The organism is Martinezella lusitana (assembly GCF_016901135.1).
GTDB classification, from domain to species: Bacteria; Pseudomonadota; Alphaproteobacteria; order Rhizobiales; family Rhizobiaceae; genus Rhizobium; species Rhizobium lusitanum_D.
Genome location: NZ_JAFEVL010000073.1, coordinates 272,868 through 289,132 on the forward strand (window position 1 = coordinate 272,868; position 16,265 = coordinate 289,132).

At 61.4% G+C, this 16,265-nt stretch carries 20 protein-coding genes; 12 read left to right on the top strand and 8 right to left on the bottom strand.

Going from position 1 to position 16,265, the window contains the following annotated elements; all coding sequences use genetic code 11:
• Positions 1-151 precede the first annotated feature (151 nt).
• The 4 genes from dprA to JTP94_RS30960 are packed head-to-tail and all read right to left on the bottom strand — an operon-like array spanning position 152 to position 4,208.
• On the bottom strand, positions 152-1,300 hold the full coding sequence (dprA, locus tag JTP94_RS30945; RefSeq protein WP_204854212.1) for a DNA-processing protein DprA: 1,149 nt from the start codon (positions 1,298-1,300) through the stop codon (positions 152-154).
• Positions 1,300-1,932, bottom strand: a complete 633-nt coding sequence (plsY, locus tag JTP94_RS30950) for a glycerol-3-phosphate 1-O-acyltransferase PlsY (protein WP_210384338.1) — start codon at positions 1,930-1,932, stop codon at positions 1,300-1,302. Before plsY ends, dprA begins: the two co-directional genes overlap by 1 nt.
• Positions 1,933-1,965: 33 nt before the next feature.
• Positions 1,966-3,255 (bottom strand): dihydroorotase, encoded by a 1,290-nt coding sequence (locus JTP94_RS30955; protein ID WP_204854214.1) that lies wholly within the window; start codon positions 3,253-3,255, stop codon positions 1,966-1,968.
• On the bottom strand, positions 3,252-4,208 hold the full coding sequence (locus JTP94_RS30960; protein WP_037194296.1) for an aspartate carbamoyltransferase catalytic subunit: 957 nt from the start codon (positions 4,206-4,208) through the stop codon (positions 3,252-3,254). The genes JTP94_RS30955 and JTP94_RS30960 overlap by 4 nt, the downstream gene beginning before the upstream one ends.
• Before the next feature lie 185 nt (positions 4,209-4,393).
• Here JTP94_RS30960 and JTP94_RS30965 point away from each other — a divergent pair, with 185 nt between their 5' ends.
• A complete protein-coding gene (locus JTP94_RS30965) occupies positions 4,394-6,052 on the top strand; it encodes an acyl-CoA dehydrogenase family protein (protein ID WP_204854215.1) in 1,659 nt (552 codons plus the stop codon).
• Between the two features lie 16 nt (positions 6,053-6,068).
• Here the strand turns inward: JTP94_RS30965 and JTP94_RS30970 are convergent, their stop codons facing one another.
• Together JTP94_RS30970 and JTP94_RS30975 are read right to left on the bottom strand one after the other, a co-directional pair.
• The gene (locus JTP94_RS30970) at positions 6,069-6,467 is read right to left on the bottom strand and encodes a PIN domain nuclease (RefSeq protein ID WP_204854216.1); all 399 of its coding nucleotides are present in this window, start codon (positions 6,465-6,467) and stop codon (positions 6,069-6,071) included.
• Between the two features lie 2 nt (positions 6,468-6,469).
• On the bottom strand, positions 6,470-6,664 hold the full coding sequence (locus JTP94_RS30975; protein ID WP_204854217.1) for a type II toxin-antitoxin system VapB family antitoxin: 195 nt from the start codon (positions 6,662-6,664) through the stop codon (positions 6,470-6,472).
• A gap of 85 nt (positions 6,665-6,749) precedes the next feature.
• On the opposite strand from JTP94_RS30975, the gene JTP94_RS30980 reads away from it, so the two are divergent.
• The 3 genes from JTP94_RS30980 (at position 6,750) to JTP94_RS30990 (ending at position 8,761) form a co-directional block, all read left to right on the top strand.
• Positions 6,750-7,367, top strand: a complete 618-nt coding sequence (locus JTP94_RS30980; RefSeq protein WP_204854218.1) for a GNAT family N-acetyltransferase — start codon at positions 6,750-6,752, stop codon at positions 7,365-7,367.
• 104 nt (positions 7,368-7,471) lie between these two features.
• A complete protein-coding gene (locus JTP94_RS30985) occupies positions 7,472-8,128 on the top strand; it encodes a TetR/AcrR family transcriptional regulator (RefSeq protein WP_204854219.1) in 657 nt (218 codons plus the stop codon).
• A 300-nt stretch (positions 8,129-8,428) separates the two neighbouring features.
• Positions 8,429-8,761, top strand: a complete 333-nt coding sequence (locus tag JTP94_RS30990) for a DUF6105 family protein (RefSeq protein ID WP_204854220.1) — start codon at positions 8,429-8,431, stop codon at positions 8,759-8,761.
• Here JTP94_RS30990 and ruvX read toward each other — a convergent pair.
• Entirely contained in the window at positions 8,698-9,192 is a 495-nt protein-coding gene (gene ruvX, locus JTP94_RS30995) for a Holliday junction resolvase RuvX (protein ID WP_204854221.1), read from the bottom strand. The genes JTP94_RS30990 and ruvX overlap by 64 nt on opposite strands.
• A 117-nt stretch (positions 9,193-9,309) precedes the next feature.
• Here ruvX and JTP94_RS31000 point away from each other — a divergent pair, with 117 nt between their 5' ends.
• From JTP94_RS31000 to gatA, 3 genes are all read left to right on the top strand, one after another.
• Positions 9,310-10,020 carry a metal-dependent hydrolase gene (locus JTP94_RS31000; RefSeq protein ID WP_204854222.1) on the top strand — a complete coding sequence of 237 codons (711 nt, stop codon included), beginning with the start codon at positions 9,310-9,312 and terminating at the stop codon, positions 10,018-10,020.
• 86 nt (positions 10,021-10,106) lie between these two features.
• Positions 10,107-10,394 (top strand): Asp-tRNA(Asn)/Glu-tRNA(Gln) amidotransferase subunit GatC, encoded by a 288-nt coding sequence (gene gatC, locus JTP94_RS31005; RefSeq protein ID WP_015339557.1) that lies wholly within the window; start codon positions 10,107-10,109, stop codon positions 10,392-10,394.
• 59 nt (positions 10,395-10,453) lie between these two features.
• Positions 10,454-11,935, top strand: coding sequence for an Asp-tRNA(Asn)/Glu-tRNA(Gln) amidotransferase subunit GatA (gene gatA, locus JTP94_RS31010; protein ID WP_204854223.1), 1,482 nt, complete (start codon positions 10,454-10,456; stop codon positions 11,933-11,935).
• A 73-nt stretch (positions 11,936-12,008) separates the two neighbouring features.
• Here the strand turns inward: gatA and JTP94_RS31015 are convergent, their stop codons facing one another.
• Complete coding sequence (locus JTP94_RS31015; protein WP_204854224.1) at positions 12,009-12,266, bottom strand: YjhX family toxin; 258 nt, start codon at positions 12,264-12,266, stop codon at positions 12,009-12,011.
• A 301-nt stretch (positions 12,267-12,567) separates the two neighbouring features.
• Between JTP94_RS31015 and JTP94_RS31020 the strand changes: the two genes are divergently transcribed.
• The 5 genes from JTP94_RS31020 to JTP94_RS31040 all read left to right on the top strand — a co-directional run bounded on the left by JTP94_RS31020 (position 12,568) and on the right by JTP94_RS31040 (position 16,171).
• The gene (locus tag JTP94_RS31020; RefSeq protein ID WP_204854225.1) at positions 12,568-13,077 is read left to right on the top strand and encodes a GNAT family N-acetyltransferase; all 510 of its coding nucleotides are present in this window, start codon (positions 12,568-12,570) and stop codon (positions 13,075-13,077) included.
• A gap of 87 nt (positions 13,078-13,164) precedes the next feature.
• Complete coding sequence (gene gatB, locus JTP94_RS31025; RefSeq protein ID WP_204854226.1) at positions 13,165-14,670, top strand: Asp-tRNA(Asn)/Glu-tRNA(Gln) amidotransferase subunit GatB; 1,506 nt, start codon at positions 13,165-13,167, stop codon at positions 14,668-14,670.
• Positions 14,671-14,673: 3 nt separating this feature from the next.
• Positions 14,674-15,177, top strand: a complete 504-nt coding sequence (locus JTP94_RS31030) for a GNAT family N-acetyltransferase (RefSeq protein ID WP_204854227.1) — start codon at positions 14,674-14,676, stop codon at positions 15,175-15,177.
• Positions 15,178-15,198: 21 nt separating this feature from the next.
• Positions 15,199-15,666, top strand: a complete 468-nt coding sequence (locus JTP94_RS31035; protein ID WP_204854228.1) for a GNAT family N-acetyltransferase — start codon at positions 15,199-15,201, stop codon at positions 15,664-15,666.
• A gap of 106 nt (positions 15,667-15,772) precedes the next feature.
• A complete protein-coding gene (locus JTP94_RS31040) occupies positions 15,773-16,171 on the top strand; it encodes an NADH:ubiquinone oxidoreductase subunit NDUFA12 (RefSeq protein WP_204854229.1) in 399 nt (132 codons plus the stop codon).
• Positions 16,172-16,265 lie beyond the last annotated feature (94 nt).

Below are 16,265 nucleotides of genomic sequence, written 5' to 3' on the forward strand. Positions count from 1 at the left end.
GTGCCGAAACAAGGCACGGGAGAAGCCGAGTTTTTTCGTCTTCCCGGCCCTTCGACATGGACAGGGAAATCGTCGCGGTCAAGAGGCGATGTCAATTTTTGCGCCTGGCGCGACGATGCGATGCTTAGAATTGGTATGCGCGTCACAGTTTTCAATCCAGCATGGAGAGCGACACGAGCCCGCCGGGATGGCGATGCAGCCGGCCGGCCATGTCCAGCTCGAGAAGGACGGAATGGATCGAGGATATCGGCAGGCCGGTATGCCTGACGATGTCGTCGATCTCGACCGGCGTCGGCCCGAGCGCATCGACGATGTGATCACGCTCCGCATCAGCGGGCGGTGTCGAGAGCGGCTTGCTCCGTTCGACAGGAGCTGCGGCGGGACGCGGGCGGAAGAGATCGGGCTCGGCCAGCGGCCGCAGCGCCTCAACGATATCGTGCGGCGTGGTCACGATCATCGCGCCGTCCTTCAGCAGACCGTTGGTGCCTTCGCAGCGCGGATCGAGCGGCGAGCCGGGAACGGCAAAGACCAGCCGGCCGAATTCGCCGGCAAGGCGCGCTGTGATGAGCGAGCCGGAGCGGGTTGCGGCCTCGATGACGACGACGCCGAGCGAGATGCCCGATATCAGCCGGTTGCGGCGCGGGAAGTCGCGAGCCCGTGGCTCCCATCCGAACGGCATCTCGCTGACGGCGAGCCCGTTGCCGTCCCATATGTCGTTGAGCAGGCCGATATTCTCCGGCGGGTAGGGCTGATCCAGCCCGCCGGCCATGGCGGCGATCGTGCCGGTCTCGAGGCTGGCGCGATGGGCTGCCGTATCGATGCCGCGGGCAAGGCCGGAGACGACGGCATATCCGGCCTCGCCACAGGTGCGGGCAATCATGGCCGTGAACTTGGCGCCACTGATCGAGGCATTGCGCGAGCCGACGATGCCGATTGCCGGACGGGTTGCCGTCGGCACATTGCCCTTGACCGCAAGAAGCGGCGGCGCGCCGTCGATCTCGCGGAGCGCCGGCGGATAGTCCGGCTCGCCGATACCGACGAAGCGTGCGCCGAACCGACGCGCGGCTTCCAGTTCCCGCAGCGCATCCCGCTCGTCGGCAATGCGGATCGCCCGCGTCGAGCCGCCGCGCTGGGAAAGCTCCGGCAGCATGGCAAGCGCAGCTTCTGCGGAGCCGTAGTGATTGATGAGATCGCGAAAGGTGGATGGTCCGACATTGTCGGAGCGGATGAGCCTGAGCCAGGCGATCCTTTGTTTTTCGGTCAGCGCAACCCCAGTTCGTCTTGCGCTGCCTGTATCCATTACCCCTTCGCTCCGAACCCCTTCGCTCCGATCTTGCCTTCCGTTCCGGCTGTCAGCCGGGCGATGTTGGCCCTGTGTTTGTACCAGGAGATGACGGTCATCAGCGCCATGGCGCCGGCGATCTTGTCGACGCCCAGTATCCACAATACAACCGGGATGACAAGGGTTGCAACCAGCGCGGAGAGCGAGGAGTAACGGGTGGTGAAGGCGATGGCCAGCCAGACGATGGCGAAAATCAAGGCCATCAGTGGCGCCAGTCCGAGCAGGATGCCCAGATAGGTCGCGACGCCCTTGCCGCCCTTGAAGCCGATCCAGACCGGGAAGATGTGGCCGATGAAGGCCGCGAAACCGGCGAGCACCGCCGCGTCATTGCCGAAGAAATGCGCGACGATCAACACGGCGACGGTGGCCTTGAAGGCGTCGAGCAGCAGGGTGGCGACCGCAAGCCCCTTGTTGCCGGTGCGCAGCACATTGGTCGCGCCGATATTGCCCGAGCCGATCTTGCGGACGTCGCCGAGACCGGCCATGCGCGTCAGCAAGAGGCCGAACGGAATGGAGCCGAGCAGGTAGCCGATGACGAGGGCTGCCAGCGCTGTCTGTGGGGTAAGCTGCCAAGTCCAGAAATCCGCCATCACGTCTTGTTCTCCGTAAACCCCAGGCCTGCTCTAGAGACTATGAACCAGCTTGCCGGCGACATAGGTTGCAACCGCCCGGCCGCTCATTCTCGCATCCTCGAAGGGTGTATTCTTCGAGCGCGACAGAAGCATTTCTTTGGCGACAAGCCAAGGCTCGTCAAGATCGATCAAGGCAATATCCGCCTTCGCGCCCGGCTTCAGCGTGCCGGCGTCGAGACCGAAGATCTGGGCCGGCCGCGTCGACAGGGCATCGATCAGCCGCATCAGGCTGACCTCACCGCTGTGATGGAGGCGAAGGGCGGCGGCAAGCAGCGTTTCCAGCCCCACTGCACCGTCCTCGGCCTCTCCGAACGGCAGGCGCTTCGTGTCCACGTCCTGCGGGTCGTGCGAGGATACGATGATGTCGATGGTGCCGTCCGCCAGCGCCTCGATCATGCCCGTGCGGTCGTCCTCGGAGCGCAGCGGCGGATAGAGCTTGAAGAAGGTGCGGTATTCGCCGATGTCGTTCTCGTTCAATGCGAGATTGTTGATCGAGATGCCGCAGGTGACCTTGGCGCCGCGCGAGCGGGCAACGCGGATGGCCTCAGCCGATTCAGGCACGGAAATCATGGCCGCGTGATAGTGGCTGCGCGTCAGTGCCGCGATGCGCAGGTCGCGCTCGAGCGGGATGAGTTCGGCTTCCTTCGGAATGCCTGACAGCCCGAGCCAGCTCGCCAGCAACCCTTCGTGCATGACGCCGTTGGCGCCGAGATACTTGTCGCGGGTCTCGCAGGAAATGACCGCACCGAATTCGCGCGCATAGGTCATCAGCCGCCGCAGGACCTGCGTGTCATAGACTGCGGAATGCGCATCGGTGAAGGCAACCGCGCCGGCTGCCCGCAGAAGACCGATTTCGGTCATTTCCTCACCTGCGAGGCCCTTGGTAAGGGCAGCCGCCGGATAGACATTGACGACGGCCGTGTCGCGCGCCGTCTTTCTGACGAATTCGACCAGAGCGATGTCGTCGATGACCGGATGGGTATCCGGCATCATGATAAAGGAAGTGACGCCGCCTGCCGCGGCCGCGCGGCTCGCCGAGGCGATCGTTTCGCGATGCTCGCCGCCAGGCTCGCCGACATGGACGCGGGCGTCGACCAGGCCGGGGACGGCGACGAGGCCGGTGCAATCCCGTACCGTCGCACCCTTGGGCGTCGCATGGCGTTTCGCATCCTTGCCGGCGGCGACGATGATGCCACCTTCGACTACGATCGCACCCACCTCGTCGAGATCACGGGAGGGATCGATGATGCGGACATTCTGCAGGACGATCGAGTTGTTCATGCGCCTGATACCTCGCTGCGAGGTCCTTGGTTCTGTGAGACGAGCAGCACTTCCATGACTGCCATGCGCACGGCGACACCCATTTCCACCTGCTCGGCGATGACGCTTTGCGGGCCGTCGGCCACCTCGGAGGCAATCTCGACGCCGCGGTTCATCGGACCCGGATGCATGACGAGCGCATCCTCCTTGGCAGCTTTGAGCGTCTCGGCGTCCAGCCCGTAAAAGTGATAGTATTCGCGCACCGACGGCACGAAGGCGCCCGACATGCGTTCGCGCTGCAGCCGCAGCATCATGACGACGTCGGCATCCTTCAGCCCTTCCTTCATCGAATGGAAGACCTCGACGCCCATGTCGGCGATGCCGGCCGGCAGCAGGGTCGCGGGTGCCACGACGCGGACGCGAGCGCCCATGGCGTTCAAGAGCAGGATGTTGGAACGGGCGACGCGCGAATGCAGCACGTCGCCGCAGATGGCGACGATGATGCGCGAGAGCTTGCCCTTTGCCCGGCGGATCGTCAGCGCATCGAGCAGCGCCTGTGTCGGATGCTCATGCTGGCCGTCGCCTGCATTGACGACGGAGCAGGAGACCTTCTGGGCCAGCAGCGCGGCAGCGCCCGCGCTCGAATGACGGATGACAAGCACATCCGGCCGCATGGCGTTCAGCGTCATTGCCGTGTCGATCAGCGTTTCGCCTTTTTTCACGGAGGAATTGCCGACCGACATGTTCATCACATCGGCGCCGAGCCGCTTGCCGGCCAGCTCGAAGGAAGACTGGGTGCGCGTCGAGGCTTCGAAGAAAAGGTTGATTTGTGTGAGCCCGCGAAGCGTCGACGTCTTCTTCTCGCGCTGGCGGCTTATCTTGACCGCCTCGTCGGCCTTGTCGAGAAGATAGGTGATATCCTGCTCGGTGAGGCCTTTGATGCCAATGAGGTGGCGGTGGGGAAAGAAGACCATGGACCTGCCCTCTGGATGTCGTCAGGGGGTCTATAGAGAGGGAGCGCCAAAGGGGCAAGCGCGCGCATGCGATGAGCCTGCTTGTTCCCCATGCAATTTCGCCCGAATCCCGTTACAGCAGCTATGCTGTTAGGAGACAAAACTTCCGGTTTCCTTTTGCAACCCTCTTGCTCTAAAAGCGAAATATGACCCAACCGACCCGGACTGACGACCCATTTGCTGAACTGAACCAGCCGAGCCTCTGGTCCGGCATCAATGCCTATCGTTCCGATCCGTTGATTGTCGATCTGACCTCCGGCCTGCCGCGTTCGACACGGGAAGACCTGGAGCAGCTTGGTCGCTTCGTCACATCGCACGAGGCGCAGGAGCTGGCGCGCATGGCGAACCAGGGCACCCCGCAACTGCGCACGCATGGTCCGCGCGGCGAGCGGCTTGATGTCGTCGAATTCCATCCGGCGTGGCACGCGCTGATGCGCCGGTCGATGTCGTCGGGCCTGCATTCCTCGATTTGGGATGCGCAGGCCGATCCCGAGGCAAAGGGCCAGTCGCACAAGGTGCGCGCCGCGCGCTTCTATCTGACGGCGCAGCTCGAATGCGGCCATCTCTGCCCGCTGACGATGACAAGCGCTTCCGTGGCAGCCTTGATGGCGTCGCCAGCCGTCCAGAAGGACTGGGCGCCGAAGATCCTGTCGCGCAAATACGATTCCTCCAACAAGCCCGCCATGCAGAAGAGTGCCGTCACAATCGGCATGGGCATGACGGAGAAGCAGGGCGGCACCGATGTGCGCGCCAACAGGACGACCGCCGACAAAGCGAGCGAGGGCATCTACCGGCTCTCCGGCCATAAATGGTTCATGTCGGCGCCGATGAGTGATGCCTTCATCATGCTGGCCCAGACCAAGGAGGGCCTTGGCTGCTTCCTCGTGCCGCGGCTGCTCGAGGATGGCTCGGCCAACGGCCTGCAGTTCCAGCGGCTGAAGGACAAGCTTGGCAATCGTTCGAACGCCTCCTCGGAGGTCGAGTTCAGCGACACCTTCGGCTTTCTTCTCGGGACCCCCGATGCCGGCATTCGTACCATACTCGATATGGTGACGCTGACGCGGCTCGATTGCGCACTGGCCTCGGCCGGCATCATGCGGGCTTCGCTTGCCGAAGCCGTGCATCATGCGCGCGGCCGCAGCGTCTTCGGCAAGATGCTGGTCAACCAGCCGATCATGACGCGTGTGCTCGCCGACATGGCGCTCGATGTTGCCGCCGCGACCGCGCTCGCCTTCCGCCTGGCCGAAGCCTTCGACAAGGCGAGCGGCAGCACTGAAGACGCCGCCTACGCCCGCATCATGACGCCGGTCGCCAAATACTGGTGCTGCAAGATCGCTCCGGCGCTGATTTATGAAGCGATGGAGTGCATCGGCGGCAGCGGTTACATCGAGGAGCGCCCGATCGCCCGCCATTACCGGGAAGCACCTGTTAACGCGATCTGGGAAGGGTCCGGCAACGTCATGGCGCTCGACGTTCTCAGAGTTTTGAACCGGGGCAAGGACCTGTTCGAAACCGTCTTCGCTGGCCTCGCTCGCGATCTCGGGCCGGCCGGCAAGAAGACCATCGATGTGCTGCGCGCGGCCATGGCGCTTTGCGAGCAGGACGAGGGGGCGGCTCGCCTCCTGGTCGAACAGATGGCGCTCGCCGCCGGTGCGGCCGAGCTCTATCGCCTCGGCGCCGGCAAGATCGCCGATGCCTTCATCGAAACCCGCCTTGCCGGCGGCTGGCGTGCCACCTACGGCATGCTCGATGCGCGCTTCGACGCCAGCTATATCGTCGACCTTCTCTATCCGCCGGCGACTTGAACTGCACTCGGTTGATTTATAGGGCGATTTGTAGACCGAGATGCTCGGACATCGGATCGAAATCCCGATCATCATGAAGAAGGGTATGGCCCTCTTCGATGCAGAACGTGCCAATGATGACATCTATAGTCTTGCGCACTGTAACTCCCTGTGCCCGCAGGAGGCGGTAGTTACGCGCAGCCTTGGTGGCAAGCGTATCGTTCAGCATCGGTCGAATGGTGAATTGGCGAAGATTTTGTTCGATCAAAGCCGCGTGTCGCTCGCTGCGGGCGCCTTGAAGGACCTCGAGAAGAATCAAGTCGCCGACCAGAATATCTGGAGGTCCCGCCGCGATCATGCTTCGCAAGTGATCGACGGCTTTGGTCCGCGTTTCACGCAGAAGCGAAATCCATACGGAGCTATCAACAACGATCACGGTTATCGATCTCTGCGCATTTCTTCCAGATCGCCTTCCCAACCAAGTCCGGCGAGGTCGTCGACGGCTTTTTTCTGGTGATGCCAGCGAACGACGCTCCGAAGGGCTTCCTCGACGGTTGCTTTTTTCGTTGACTGTCCTGTCGCAGCCATCGCTTCTGCGATTAATACGTCGTCGATTTCGATATTCGTTCGCATTTGTAATCTCATGTGTATAGCGATAAGAAATTATACACATGAGCCTGTGCGATGTAAAACACGAAAGCAGCGATTGAAGGTTTCCATGATCAACCTCCGTCCGGTCCAGTCCGATGATATCGACCAGCTCTATGCCATCTCGCTGCTGACCGGCGACGCCGGCAAGGATGCGACAGCACTTCACCGCGATGGCCGGCTGATCGGGCACATCTATTCCGTGCCCTATGCTGCACTCCACCCTGAAATGGTTTTCGTCGCCGAGGATGACGAAGGCGTCTTTGGTTATATCGCCGGCGTCTTCGATACGGTTGCTTTCGAGCAGCGCCTGGAGCGTGAGTGGTGGCCGAATCTGCGGCGCCAGTACGCCGATCCCGTCGGTGATCCGGCACTTTGGGATGCCGATCAGCGCCGGATATCGACAATCCATCATCCGAGACGGACGACGGCCATTCTCACCGACCCATTTCCCGCACATATTCATATGAACCTGCTGCCGAGGGCTCAGGGAAAGGGCACAGGTACCGCGTTGCTGGATCAGTGGATGGCAAATGCCCGTGCCAGCGGCATCAAAGGGGTTCATCTCGGCGCCAATTCCGGAAATCATGGCGGCATCCGTTTCTGGTCGTCGCGGGGCTTCGTGCCGGTGGAACTGCCACCGGGTCTCGCGTCGGAAACGACTGTATGGTTCGGCCAGCCTCTCTAAATCTGTGGATTTGCAGGCTTTGACGACATCGCTGATCCCAGCTTTGTTGTTCGCGCCAATTCGACTTGCTACTCACCGCTCGGTGACAGATTGGAGGTGAGTCGATGGCCGTTGCAAACGCAGCCGTTAAAATCCCGATGGAAGCGCCCGTATCGGAAAAGCGGGTGCGCAACCGCGCCGCAACCGAGCAGGCGATCCTCGATGCCGCCAAGCGGCTTCTGGCGGAGGAGGGGTTCCAGAATTTCGGCATCAACGCGGTAGCCCGCGGCGCCGGCTGCGACAAGCAGTTGATCTACCGCTATTACGGTGGCCTCGACGGGCTGGTGGAAGCGATCGGTACTGATCTCGGAAGCTGGGTGAAGGATCGCATTCCCGACGATACCGGCGGCATGTTTCTTCTGACCTACGGCGATCTGATGGAGCGGCTCGCCCTGTTGTTTCTCGATGCGTTGCGCGCCGATCCGCTGATGCGCCGCATCGTCGCCTGGGAAGTCTCCGAAAACAGCGAACAGGTCCGCAGGCTGTCCGAGGCCCGCTCCAAGGCACTCGCCGGCTGGATCGAGCGCATGCGCGGCTCGCTCACCCCGCCGAAGGGAATCGACGCGCAGGTGGTCAACGCCATAATCTTTGCCGCCATCCAGCATGTCGTGCTTTCGGCCACGGTCAGCGATCAATGCGCCGGCCTTGCCTTGAAAACCGCTAGGGATTGGGAGAAGGCGGCAACGGCGCTGAAGCGGATCGTGCGCGGCGTCTACGGCTGATGCCGGCGCTCATCCGGGAGATATCCACAAGCCCGCCGCGCCGTTAACCTTAACAATTGGTTTACATTGCGCCGCAACGGTTAACTCGGCAGTGTGAAAAGACCGATTGTTAACTATTAAGCGTGCAGCCATGGGGTCCAGACCCACAAAGTTAGTGTTTCTTGTCACGGCGATGATGTTCTTCGCCGTGCTGGCCCTAGATATAACGTTGCCTGCGATGGTGTTGAGCGCCATGGCGCTGTCGAACTGGCTCGTCCTTTCGGCTGGGACGACGCAATATCCGCGTCGAAGAGGTGCCGCATGAAGTGGTTGCTGATATTCTGGGCTGCGCCTGTCTCGTTCTTGGGGGCATGGTATTACCTGTCGTATTACGACATGAGCTTCGGCATCTTCATGCTGACGCGGCAGACCCATGATCTGGTGTTCGATATCTACGGCAAGATCCTCGGCATTCCGCCGGAAACCATCCCGCCGCTCGTCGCCCGCGCCATCGCCTTCGACAGTCTCCTGGTTTTCGCGATCTTCGGTTTTCGCCGGCGCGCCGCCATCATCGAATGGTGGAGGCACCGTCAGGAGTCGAGATCGGACAAGGTTGCTCTGCCGAGCGCCGACAGCCTGTCCAAGGCGCCTTGAAGAATAAAGCTCGCTGCGGCCGAATCGATGCGTTCGGCCCGCTTGGCACGCGAGACGTCCATTTCCAGAAGCGCCCGTTCCGCCGCAACCGTCGAAAGCCGCTCATCCCAGAAGACGAAGGGCAGGGCGGTCTTGTCAGCCATGCTGCGCACGAAGGCACGGGTGGCTTGTACGCGCGGCCCCGAAGAGCCGTCCATATTGACAGGCAGGCCGATAATAAAGGCCGCCACCTTTTCCTTCTCGGCGAAGGCGAGCAAAGTCTGCGCATCCTGGGTGAACTTCACCCGCTTGATCACCGGGCGGGGCGTGGCGAAGCGGCGACCGAGATCGGACATCGCAAGTCCGATCGTCTTGGTGCCGAGATCGAGGCCGGCGATCGCCTGCCCGGGCAGGAGCGTCGCGGCTAGGTCTTCGATGGTCAGCGTCGTCATCAAGGTCTCGCTCTCGTCAAAACAAATTGAAGTCCGAACCGCTTTTCTTTGCCGCGGTTTGAGATATCTCCTAGACACCAGCCTGTCATTTCAAATCAAGCATTAAGGACAAATCCAATGAAGATCATCTGGCTCGGCCATGCCGCTTTTCGCATCGAAACGGCAAAGGCCAAAATATTGATCGATCCTTTCCTGACGTATAATGGCTCTTTTGCCGCTGCCGGCCTCGATATCAAGGATGTCGCCTCGGGCGTGACCCATATCCTGCTGACCCATGGTCATGCCGATCACGTCGGCGACACGGTTCAGATCGCCAAGGACACGGGCGCCGTCGTTCTCGCCAACGCCGATCTTGGCTCCTGGCTTGGCACCAAGGGCGTCGAGAAGCTGGAACTGGGCAATACCGGCGGCACCGTCGGTCTCGGCGGCTTTTCCGCTACCTTCACCAATGCGCTGCATTCGTCCGCCCAGATTACCGAGGATGGCGTCTCCCACGCGCTCGGCAACCCGAACGGCCTGATGCTGCATTTCGACGATGAGCCGAGCCTGTTCCATATGGGCGATACCGATATCTTCTCCGACATGGCCCTGATCAACGAACTGCATCAGCCCGATATCGGCATCGTGCCGGTCGGCGACCGCTTCACCATGGGCGGTGCCGTCGCCGCGCTCGCCTGCCAGCGCTTCTTCAACTTCAAGACCGCCATCCCCTGCCACTACGGCACCTTCCCGATCATCGAACAGACCCCGGAAAAGTTCGTTGCCGGCATGGAAGGCTCGAAGACGACGGTCGCGGCTCCGAAAGTGGGCGAGAGCGTCTCGGCATAAGGATACCCGTTGCGTATGGCGGACATGGCCTTTATAGCGTGAAGCAAATCCGCTTTTGTGGATAATCTTGCTATCCGGAGAATGCCATGTCCGTCGATCTCGCCACTGTCAAACGCGTCGCCCATCTTGCCCGCATCGCCGTCAATGAAGACGAAGCGCAGCGGATGATGGGCGAGCTGAACGGCATTCTGGGCTTCGTCGAGCAGCTTTCCGAAGTCAATGTCGATGGCGTCGAGGCTATGACCTCCGTGACGCCGATGGCGATGAAGAAGCGTACCGACGAAGTGACCGACGGCAACAAGGCCGCCGACATCGTCGCCAATGCGCCGAATACCGATCAGAATTTCTTCCTGGTGCCCAAAGTCGTCGAATAAAGGCTCCCTTCGAGCCCGTTCCGACCCGTTGCCTATTTCCAGATCTGAAGCGAAACAAGATGAGCGAACTGACCAGCCTGACCATTGCCGAAGCCCGCGACAAGCTGCGCGCCAAGGACATTACCGCCACTGAACTGACCGAAGCCTATCTCTCGGCAATCGACGCGGCCAACGGTCAGCTCAATGCCTATATCGCCGTGACGCCGGAAAAGGCGCGCGAGATGGCCAAGGCTTCGGACGCGCGGCTTGCCGCCGGCAACGCCGGTGCGCTCGAGGGCATTCCGCTTGGGATCAAGGACCTGTTCGGCACCGAAGGCATCCACACCCAGGCCTGCAGCCACATCCTCGACGGCTTTAAGCCGCGTTATGAATCGACTGTTACGCAGAACCTCTGGAACGACGGCGCCGTCATGCTCGGCAAGCTCAACATGGATGAGTTTGCCATGGGCTCCTCCAACGAGACCTCCTATTACGGCCCAGTCATCAACCCGTGGCGGGCCGAGGGCTCGAACCAGCAGCTGGTTCCGGGCGGCTCGTCCGGCGGCTCGGCCGCTGCCGTCGCAGCGCACCTCTGCGCCGGTGCAACGGCGACGGACACGGGCGGCTCGATCCGCCAGCCCGCTGCCTTCACCGGCACCGTCGGCATCAAGCCGACCTATGGCCGTTGCTCGCGCTGGGGCATCGTCGCCTTCGCTTCGTCGCTGGATCAGGCCGGCCCGATCGCCCGCGACGTGCGCGATGCCGCCATCCTCCTGAAGTCGATGGCAAGCGTCGATGCCAAGGACACCACTTCGGTCGACCTGCCGGTTCCGGACTACGAAGCCTCGCTCGGCCAGTCGCTGAAGGGCATGAAGATCGGCATCCCCAACGAATATCGCGTCGATGGCATGCCGGAAGAGATCGAGGCGCTCTGGCAGCAGGGTATCGCCTGGCTGAAGGACGCCGGTGCCGAGATCGTCAACATCTCGCTGCCGCACACGAAGTACGCGCTGCCGGCCTACTACATCGTCGCGCCGGCTGAAGCATCTTCGAACCTCGCCCGCTACGATGGTGTCCGCTACGGCCTGCGGGTTGACGGTGACAATATCGTCGACATGTACGAGAAGACGCGCGCTGCCGGCTTCGGCCAGGAAGTGAAGCGCCGCATCATGATCGGCACCTACGTTCTCTCGGCCGGCTATTACGACGCCTATTACCTGCGCGCCCAGAAGGTCCGCACGCTGATCAAGCGCGACTTCGAGCTTGCCTTCCACGCCGGCGTCGACGCCATCCTGACGCCCGCCACGCCATCTTCGGCCTTCGGCATCGCCGACGAAGACCTCGCTTCCGATCCGGTGAAGATGTACCTCAACGACATCTTCACGGTGACGGTCAACATGGCTGGTCTCCCCGGCATCGCCGTCCCCGCCGGCCTCGACCCGAAGGGCCTGCCGCTCGGCCTGCAGCTCATCGGCAAGCCGTTCGACGAAGAAACGCTGTTCAAGACCGCCCACGTCATCGAGCAGGCCGTCGGCAGGTTCACGCCGGCAAAGTGGTGGTAAGAGCGATACCCTCCCCATGAAGGAAGCAGTTTTGTTGCTGCGTTTCACTTCAAGGGAAGGAATTTCAGCCGTTTTACCTATTATCCAACTGCGCCCTCACCAGCCTCAGGCCCCTGTCCGTGATCCGGTAGGGATGCCCTCCCGAGGATTTGATGGCCCTCAGCTGTTTGAGCTTGCGGAAGAGCTCGAGGCCGAAACCGGGATAGAGCCAGCCGTCCCGCGTGTAGCAGTTGACGGTCTCGATTTTCTTGTTTTCGGTGCGTTCGATTTCGATGCGCCCGCCCTGGGCGAGCAGATGCAGGATGCGCTGTTCGGCGCGGGAAATGTCCATGGTCTTCAAGATCCGGAAAGCGCCACAAGGCGCAACAAAACGATCCGACGCTCCCTTTAGGGAAGTCGGGGCTTCGTTTTCGGGCCCAGCACGCAAGAAGGCTTGCGGGCAGGGCCTTTACCGGGTCTGAGAAAAGGTAGACATCAAAACTCCATTGACACGGCAGTTTTAAAACAGGTTGCAGCCGGCGGTCAAGTTTCACTCTTGTTGGACTTGGGCCGCTATTGCGCGCTTGCTTTTTATCTCATCGCTGGAAAAAGCCGTTTTCTGGTGCTTTACTGCTGAAAATGGCGGGGGCCTGATGATCCATATTCGCAATGCGCATGAAGGTGAGACGGAGGTGCTGGCCAGTATCGGCCTACGCTCCTGGCAGAAGGCCATGGGCTCGATCGGGAGTCCGAGCGAGCTTCTGGAAAGCGCCAGCGACGCCTTTACGAATTTCACGCGCAATGTCTGGCTGACGATCACGGTCATCGAGCTGAATGGGGAGGTCGTCGGCTGGGCGGCGCGCGAGGGGCTGGATGAGACCATCTCCGATTTCTGGATCGACCCGGGTTTTCTCAGGCGAGGTCTCGGTTCGGCGCTCCTGGCGCGCATCGAGCAGGACGTGCGCGAACAGGGGCTGGAAAAGGTTTCCCTGCACACTCATGCCGGCAATGTCGACGCGATCGGTTTCTTCAAGGCTCGTGGCTATGAGATCAACTGGCTGTCGATCGTCTATTCTCCGAAGCTCGATAGCGACGTCCCGACCATCGGGCTTTCGAAAGCGCTGGTCGAGGATGGGGACGGCGTCTACGGTCCAGGCATATAGCGCGCCGGCGATGCCGAAAGCCTTGCGCCATCTCGCCAATTGCTCTACCTCACAGAGTTCAGAAGAACAGCATTTCAAGAGCTTCCCATGACCCTTGTCGACGTCCGTACGCCAGATCCGAAACGCTTCATTCCCGGTGCCACCGGCGATTGGGAAATCGTTATCGGCATGGAAGTCCATGCCCAGGTGTTGAGCAATTCCAAGCTCTTCTCCGGCGCCTCGACCGAGTTCGGCAAGCCGCAGAATTCCAACGTCTCGCTGGTCGATGCCGCCATGCCCGGCATGCTGCCCGTCATCAACGAGGAATGCGTCAAGCAGGCCGTGCGCACCGGTCTCGGCCTGAAGGCGCAGATCAACAATCGTTCGATCTTCGACCGCAAGAACTATTTCTATCCCGACCTGCCGCAGGGCTATCAGATCTCGCAGTTCAAGGATCCGATCGTCGGCGAGGGCAAGATCGTCATATCCCTTGGTCCGGACCGTCAGGGCCAGTTCGAGGATATCGAGATCGGCATCGAGCGACTGCATCTGGAGCAGGACGCTGGCAAGTCGCTGCATGATCAGCACGCCACCATGTCCTATGTCGATCTCAACCGTTCCGGCGTGGCGCTGATGGAGATCGTCTCCAAGCCGGACATCCGCTCGTCGGACGAAGCCAAGGCCTATATGACCAAGCTCCGATCGATCGTGCGTTATCTGGGCACCTGCGACGGCAACATGGACGAAGGCTCGATGCGCGCCGACGTCAATGTCTCCGTGCGCCGCCCCGGCGGTGAGTTCGGCACGCGCTGCGAGATCAAGAACGTCAACTCCATCCGCTTCATCGGCCAGGCGATCGAATACGAAGCGCGCCGTCAGATCGGCATTCTGGAGGACGGCGGTAAGATCGATCAGGAGACGCGCCTGTTCGATCCGAACAAGGGCGAGACGCGCTCCCTGCGCACCAAGGAAGATGCGCATGACTATCGCTATTTCCCCGATCCGGATCTGCTGCCGCTCGAATTCGACGATGCCTTCGTCACGGAGCTTGCGGCGCATCTGCCGGAGCTGCCAGATGACAAGAAGGAACGCTTCGTCCGCGAGCTCGGCCTTTCGGTCTATGATGCTTCCGTGCTCGTCTCCGAAAAGGCAATCGCCGACTATTACGAGGCGGTCACCGCCGGTCGCGACGGCAAGATGGCGGCGAACTGGGTCATCAACGACTTGCTAGGCGCCTTGAACAGAACAGGCAAGGATATTGAAGAGACTTCGGTTTCGCCCGCCCAGCTCGGCGCGATCATCGATCTCATCAAGGCCGAAACCATCTCCGGCAAGATTGCCAAGGATCTGTTCGAGATCGTGCTCACCGAAGGCGGCGACCCCGCCGAGATCGTTGAAGCCCGCGGCATGAAGCAGGTGACCGACACCGGCGCCATCGAGAAGGCCGTCGACGAGATCATCGCCGCCAATCCGGACCAGGTCGCCAAGGTCAAGGCCAAGCCGACGCTCGCCGGCTGGTTCGTCGGCCAGGTGATGAAGTCGACCGGTGGCAAGGCCAATCCGCAGGCCGTGCAGGCCCTCGTCAAGGCCAAGCTCGGCATCGAAGAAGAATAACCGGTGTTTTTCGTGCGCACCGCCGGCGAGCAGGACCTGGAAAAGGTCCGTGCTCTGTTGCGCGAGACTTGGCATGCGACCTACGACCATATCTACGGTCCCGACAAGGTCAGCGAACTGCATGCTTCATGGCACTCGCTGGCGTCGCTGAAGGCGCGGCTGGCGAACAAGAATGCCGAATTCCTCGTCGCCGACGACGGCAGGACAATTGGCGGCATGGGCTATGCCGTCATGTCCACCGAGATGGCCAAGACCGTCATGCTCTACATGCTCTATGTGAGCCCCCGCTACCAGCGCCAAGGCATCGGCCGCGATATCTTCGCGGAGCTGGAAACCTGTTTCCCCGATGCCGAAGTCATGCGCCTGGAGGTCGAACCGCAAAACGAGCCGGCGATCGTCTTCTACAGGGCGCATGGTTTCATCGAGGTTGGCCGCACGGAAAATTGTGGGCAGGGAAAATCGGGCATTCCGGCGCTGGTGTTCGAAAAGCCGCTGGCGAGTAACTAAAACAGTTGCGCGAGATCAATCATGGAAAGTGCACGCTTGATTATCCGCGAAGCCCAGGAATCTGATCTCCCTTCGTTGATCGCGCTCTTCGCCGCAGATACTATGGGCGGCCACGGCGACACCACCGATCCCTCTGCATATGACGATTACCTGCGTGCCTTTCGCGCGATCGCCGCCTCGCCGGACCAGACGCTTTATGTCGCCGAGCTCGCCGGCGGGGTCGTCGGCACCTTCCAGACGATGGTGATGACGTCGTTGAACGCCCGTGGATCATCGGTGATGATCATCGAGGCGGTGCAGACGCGCGGCGATTTGCGAGGGCAGGGGATCGGGGCTCAGATGATCAACTTCTGCATTGCCGAGGCAAAAGGCCGCGGCATGCGGCTGGTGCAATTGACCTCGAATGCGGTGCGCAAGGATGCCCACCGTTTCTACGAGAGATTGGGTTTCAAGCCGAGCCATCTTGGTTTCAAGATGGCATTGAAATGACGGCGTTTGCCCGCTGGAATCACTGGACAAGCCCGTCCGGGGGCGGCATAAGCAAACGATCGAATTCTGGTATCGCTCGCCCCTCAGCGGGTATCGAGGAAAAGACATGTGGAATCTCATCGTACAAACCTTCACCTGGTGGAATGGTCAGACAATGGGGACGCGGTTCGCGACCTGGCGTTTCGGCAAGCGCGTCGGCGAGGATGAATTCGGCAATGTCTATTACGTAGGCGGCATGTCCTCCTACGGTCTCCAGAAGCGCTGGGTGATCTACAAGGGTTACGCGGAAGCCACGGCAATTCCCCCGGGCTGGCATGGCTGGATGCATCACCGCACCGACGTTCCGCCGACCGAGGAAAACTATGTCGCCAAGGAATGGGAAAAGGGGCATCGCGCCAACCAGACCGGCACTCCGCAGGCTTACCGCCCGCCGGGTTCGCTTGCCGTTGCCGGCGAGCGTCCGCGCGTGACCGGCGACTATGACGCCTGGACCCCGGGCAACTGAGCAGAAGGGCCGGCTCGTCCTTTGGCCACAATTGGCCGTTAGGCGCGAGAGATGCCGGCTCTTGCTCGGCGCTTTGACCGAGACCAAGCGGAGA

Excerpts from the sequence above, each read along its gene's own strand:
- dprA (WP_204854212.1), bottom strand. The coding sequence starts at position 1,300 with ATGGATACAGGCAGCGCAAGACGAACTGGGGTTGCGCTGACCGAAAAA.
- plsY (WP_210384338.1), bottom strand. The coding sequence starts at position 1,932 with ATGGCGGATTTCTGGACTTGGCAGCTTACCCCACAGACAGCGCTGGCA.
- JTP94_RS30955 (WP_204854214.1), bottom strand. The coding sequence starts at position 3,255 with ATGAACAACTCGATCGTCCTGCAGAATGTCCGCATCATCGATCCCTCC.
- JTP94_RS30960 (WP_037194296.1), bottom strand. The coding sequence starts at position 4,208 with ATGGTCTTCTTTCCCCACCGCCACCTCATTGGCATCAAAGGCCTCACC.
- JTP94_RS30965 (WP_204854215.1), top strand. The coding sequence starts at position 4,394 with ATGACCCAACCGACCCGGACTGACGACCCATTTGCTGAACTGAACCAG.
- JTP94_RS30975 (WP_204854217.1), bottom strand. The coding sequence starts at position 6,664 with ATGCGAACGAATATCGAAATCGACGACGTATTAATCGCAGAAGCGATG.
- JTP94_RS30980 (WP_204854218.1), top strand. The coding sequence starts at position 6,750 with ATGATCAACCTCCGTCCGGTCCAGTCCGATGATATCGACCAGCTCTAT.
- JTP94_RS30985 (WP_204854219.1), top strand. The coding sequence starts at position 7,472 with ATGGCCGTTGCAAACGCAGCCGTTAAAATCCCGATGGAAGCGCCCGTA.
- JTP94_RS30990 (WP_204854220.1), top strand. The coding sequence starts at position 8,429 with ATGAAGTGGTTGCTGATATTCTGGGCTGCGCCTGTCTCGTTCTTGGGG.
- ruvX (WP_204854221.1), bottom strand. The coding sequence starts at position 9,192 with ATGACGACGCTGACCATCGAAGACCTAGCCGCGACGCTCCTGCCCGGG.
- JTP94_RS31000 (WP_204854222.1), top strand. The coding sequence starts at position 9,310 with ATGAAGATCATCTGGCTCGGCCATGCCGCTTTTCGCATCGAAACGGCA.
- gatC (WP_015339557.1), top strand. The coding sequence starts at position 10,107 with ATGTCCGTCGATCTCGCCACTGTCAAACGCGTCGCCCATCTTGCCCGC.
- gatA (WP_204854223.1), top strand. The coding sequence starts at position 10,454 with ATGAGCGAACTGACCAGCCTGACCATTGCCGAAGCCCGCGACAAGCTG.
- JTP94_RS31015 (WP_204854224.1), bottom strand. The coding sequence starts at position 12,266 with ATGGACATTTCCCGCGCCGAACAGCGCATCCTGCATCTGCTCGCCCAG.
- JTP94_RS31020 (WP_204854225.1), top strand. The coding sequence starts at position 12,568 with ATGATCCATATTCGCAATGCGCATGAAGGTGAGACGGAGGTGCTGGCC.
- gatB (WP_204854226.1), top strand. The coding sequence starts at position 13,165 with ATGACCCTTGTCGACGTCCGTACGCCAGATCCGAAACGCTTCATTCCC.
- JTP94_RS31035 (WP_204854228.1), top strand. The coding sequence starts at position 15,199 with ATGGAAAGTGCACGCTTGATTATCCGCGAAGCCCAGGAATCTGATCTC.
- JTP94_RS31040 (WP_204854229.1), top strand. The coding sequence starts at position 15,773 with ATGTGGAATCTCATCGTACAAACCTTCACCTGGTGGAATGGTCAGACA.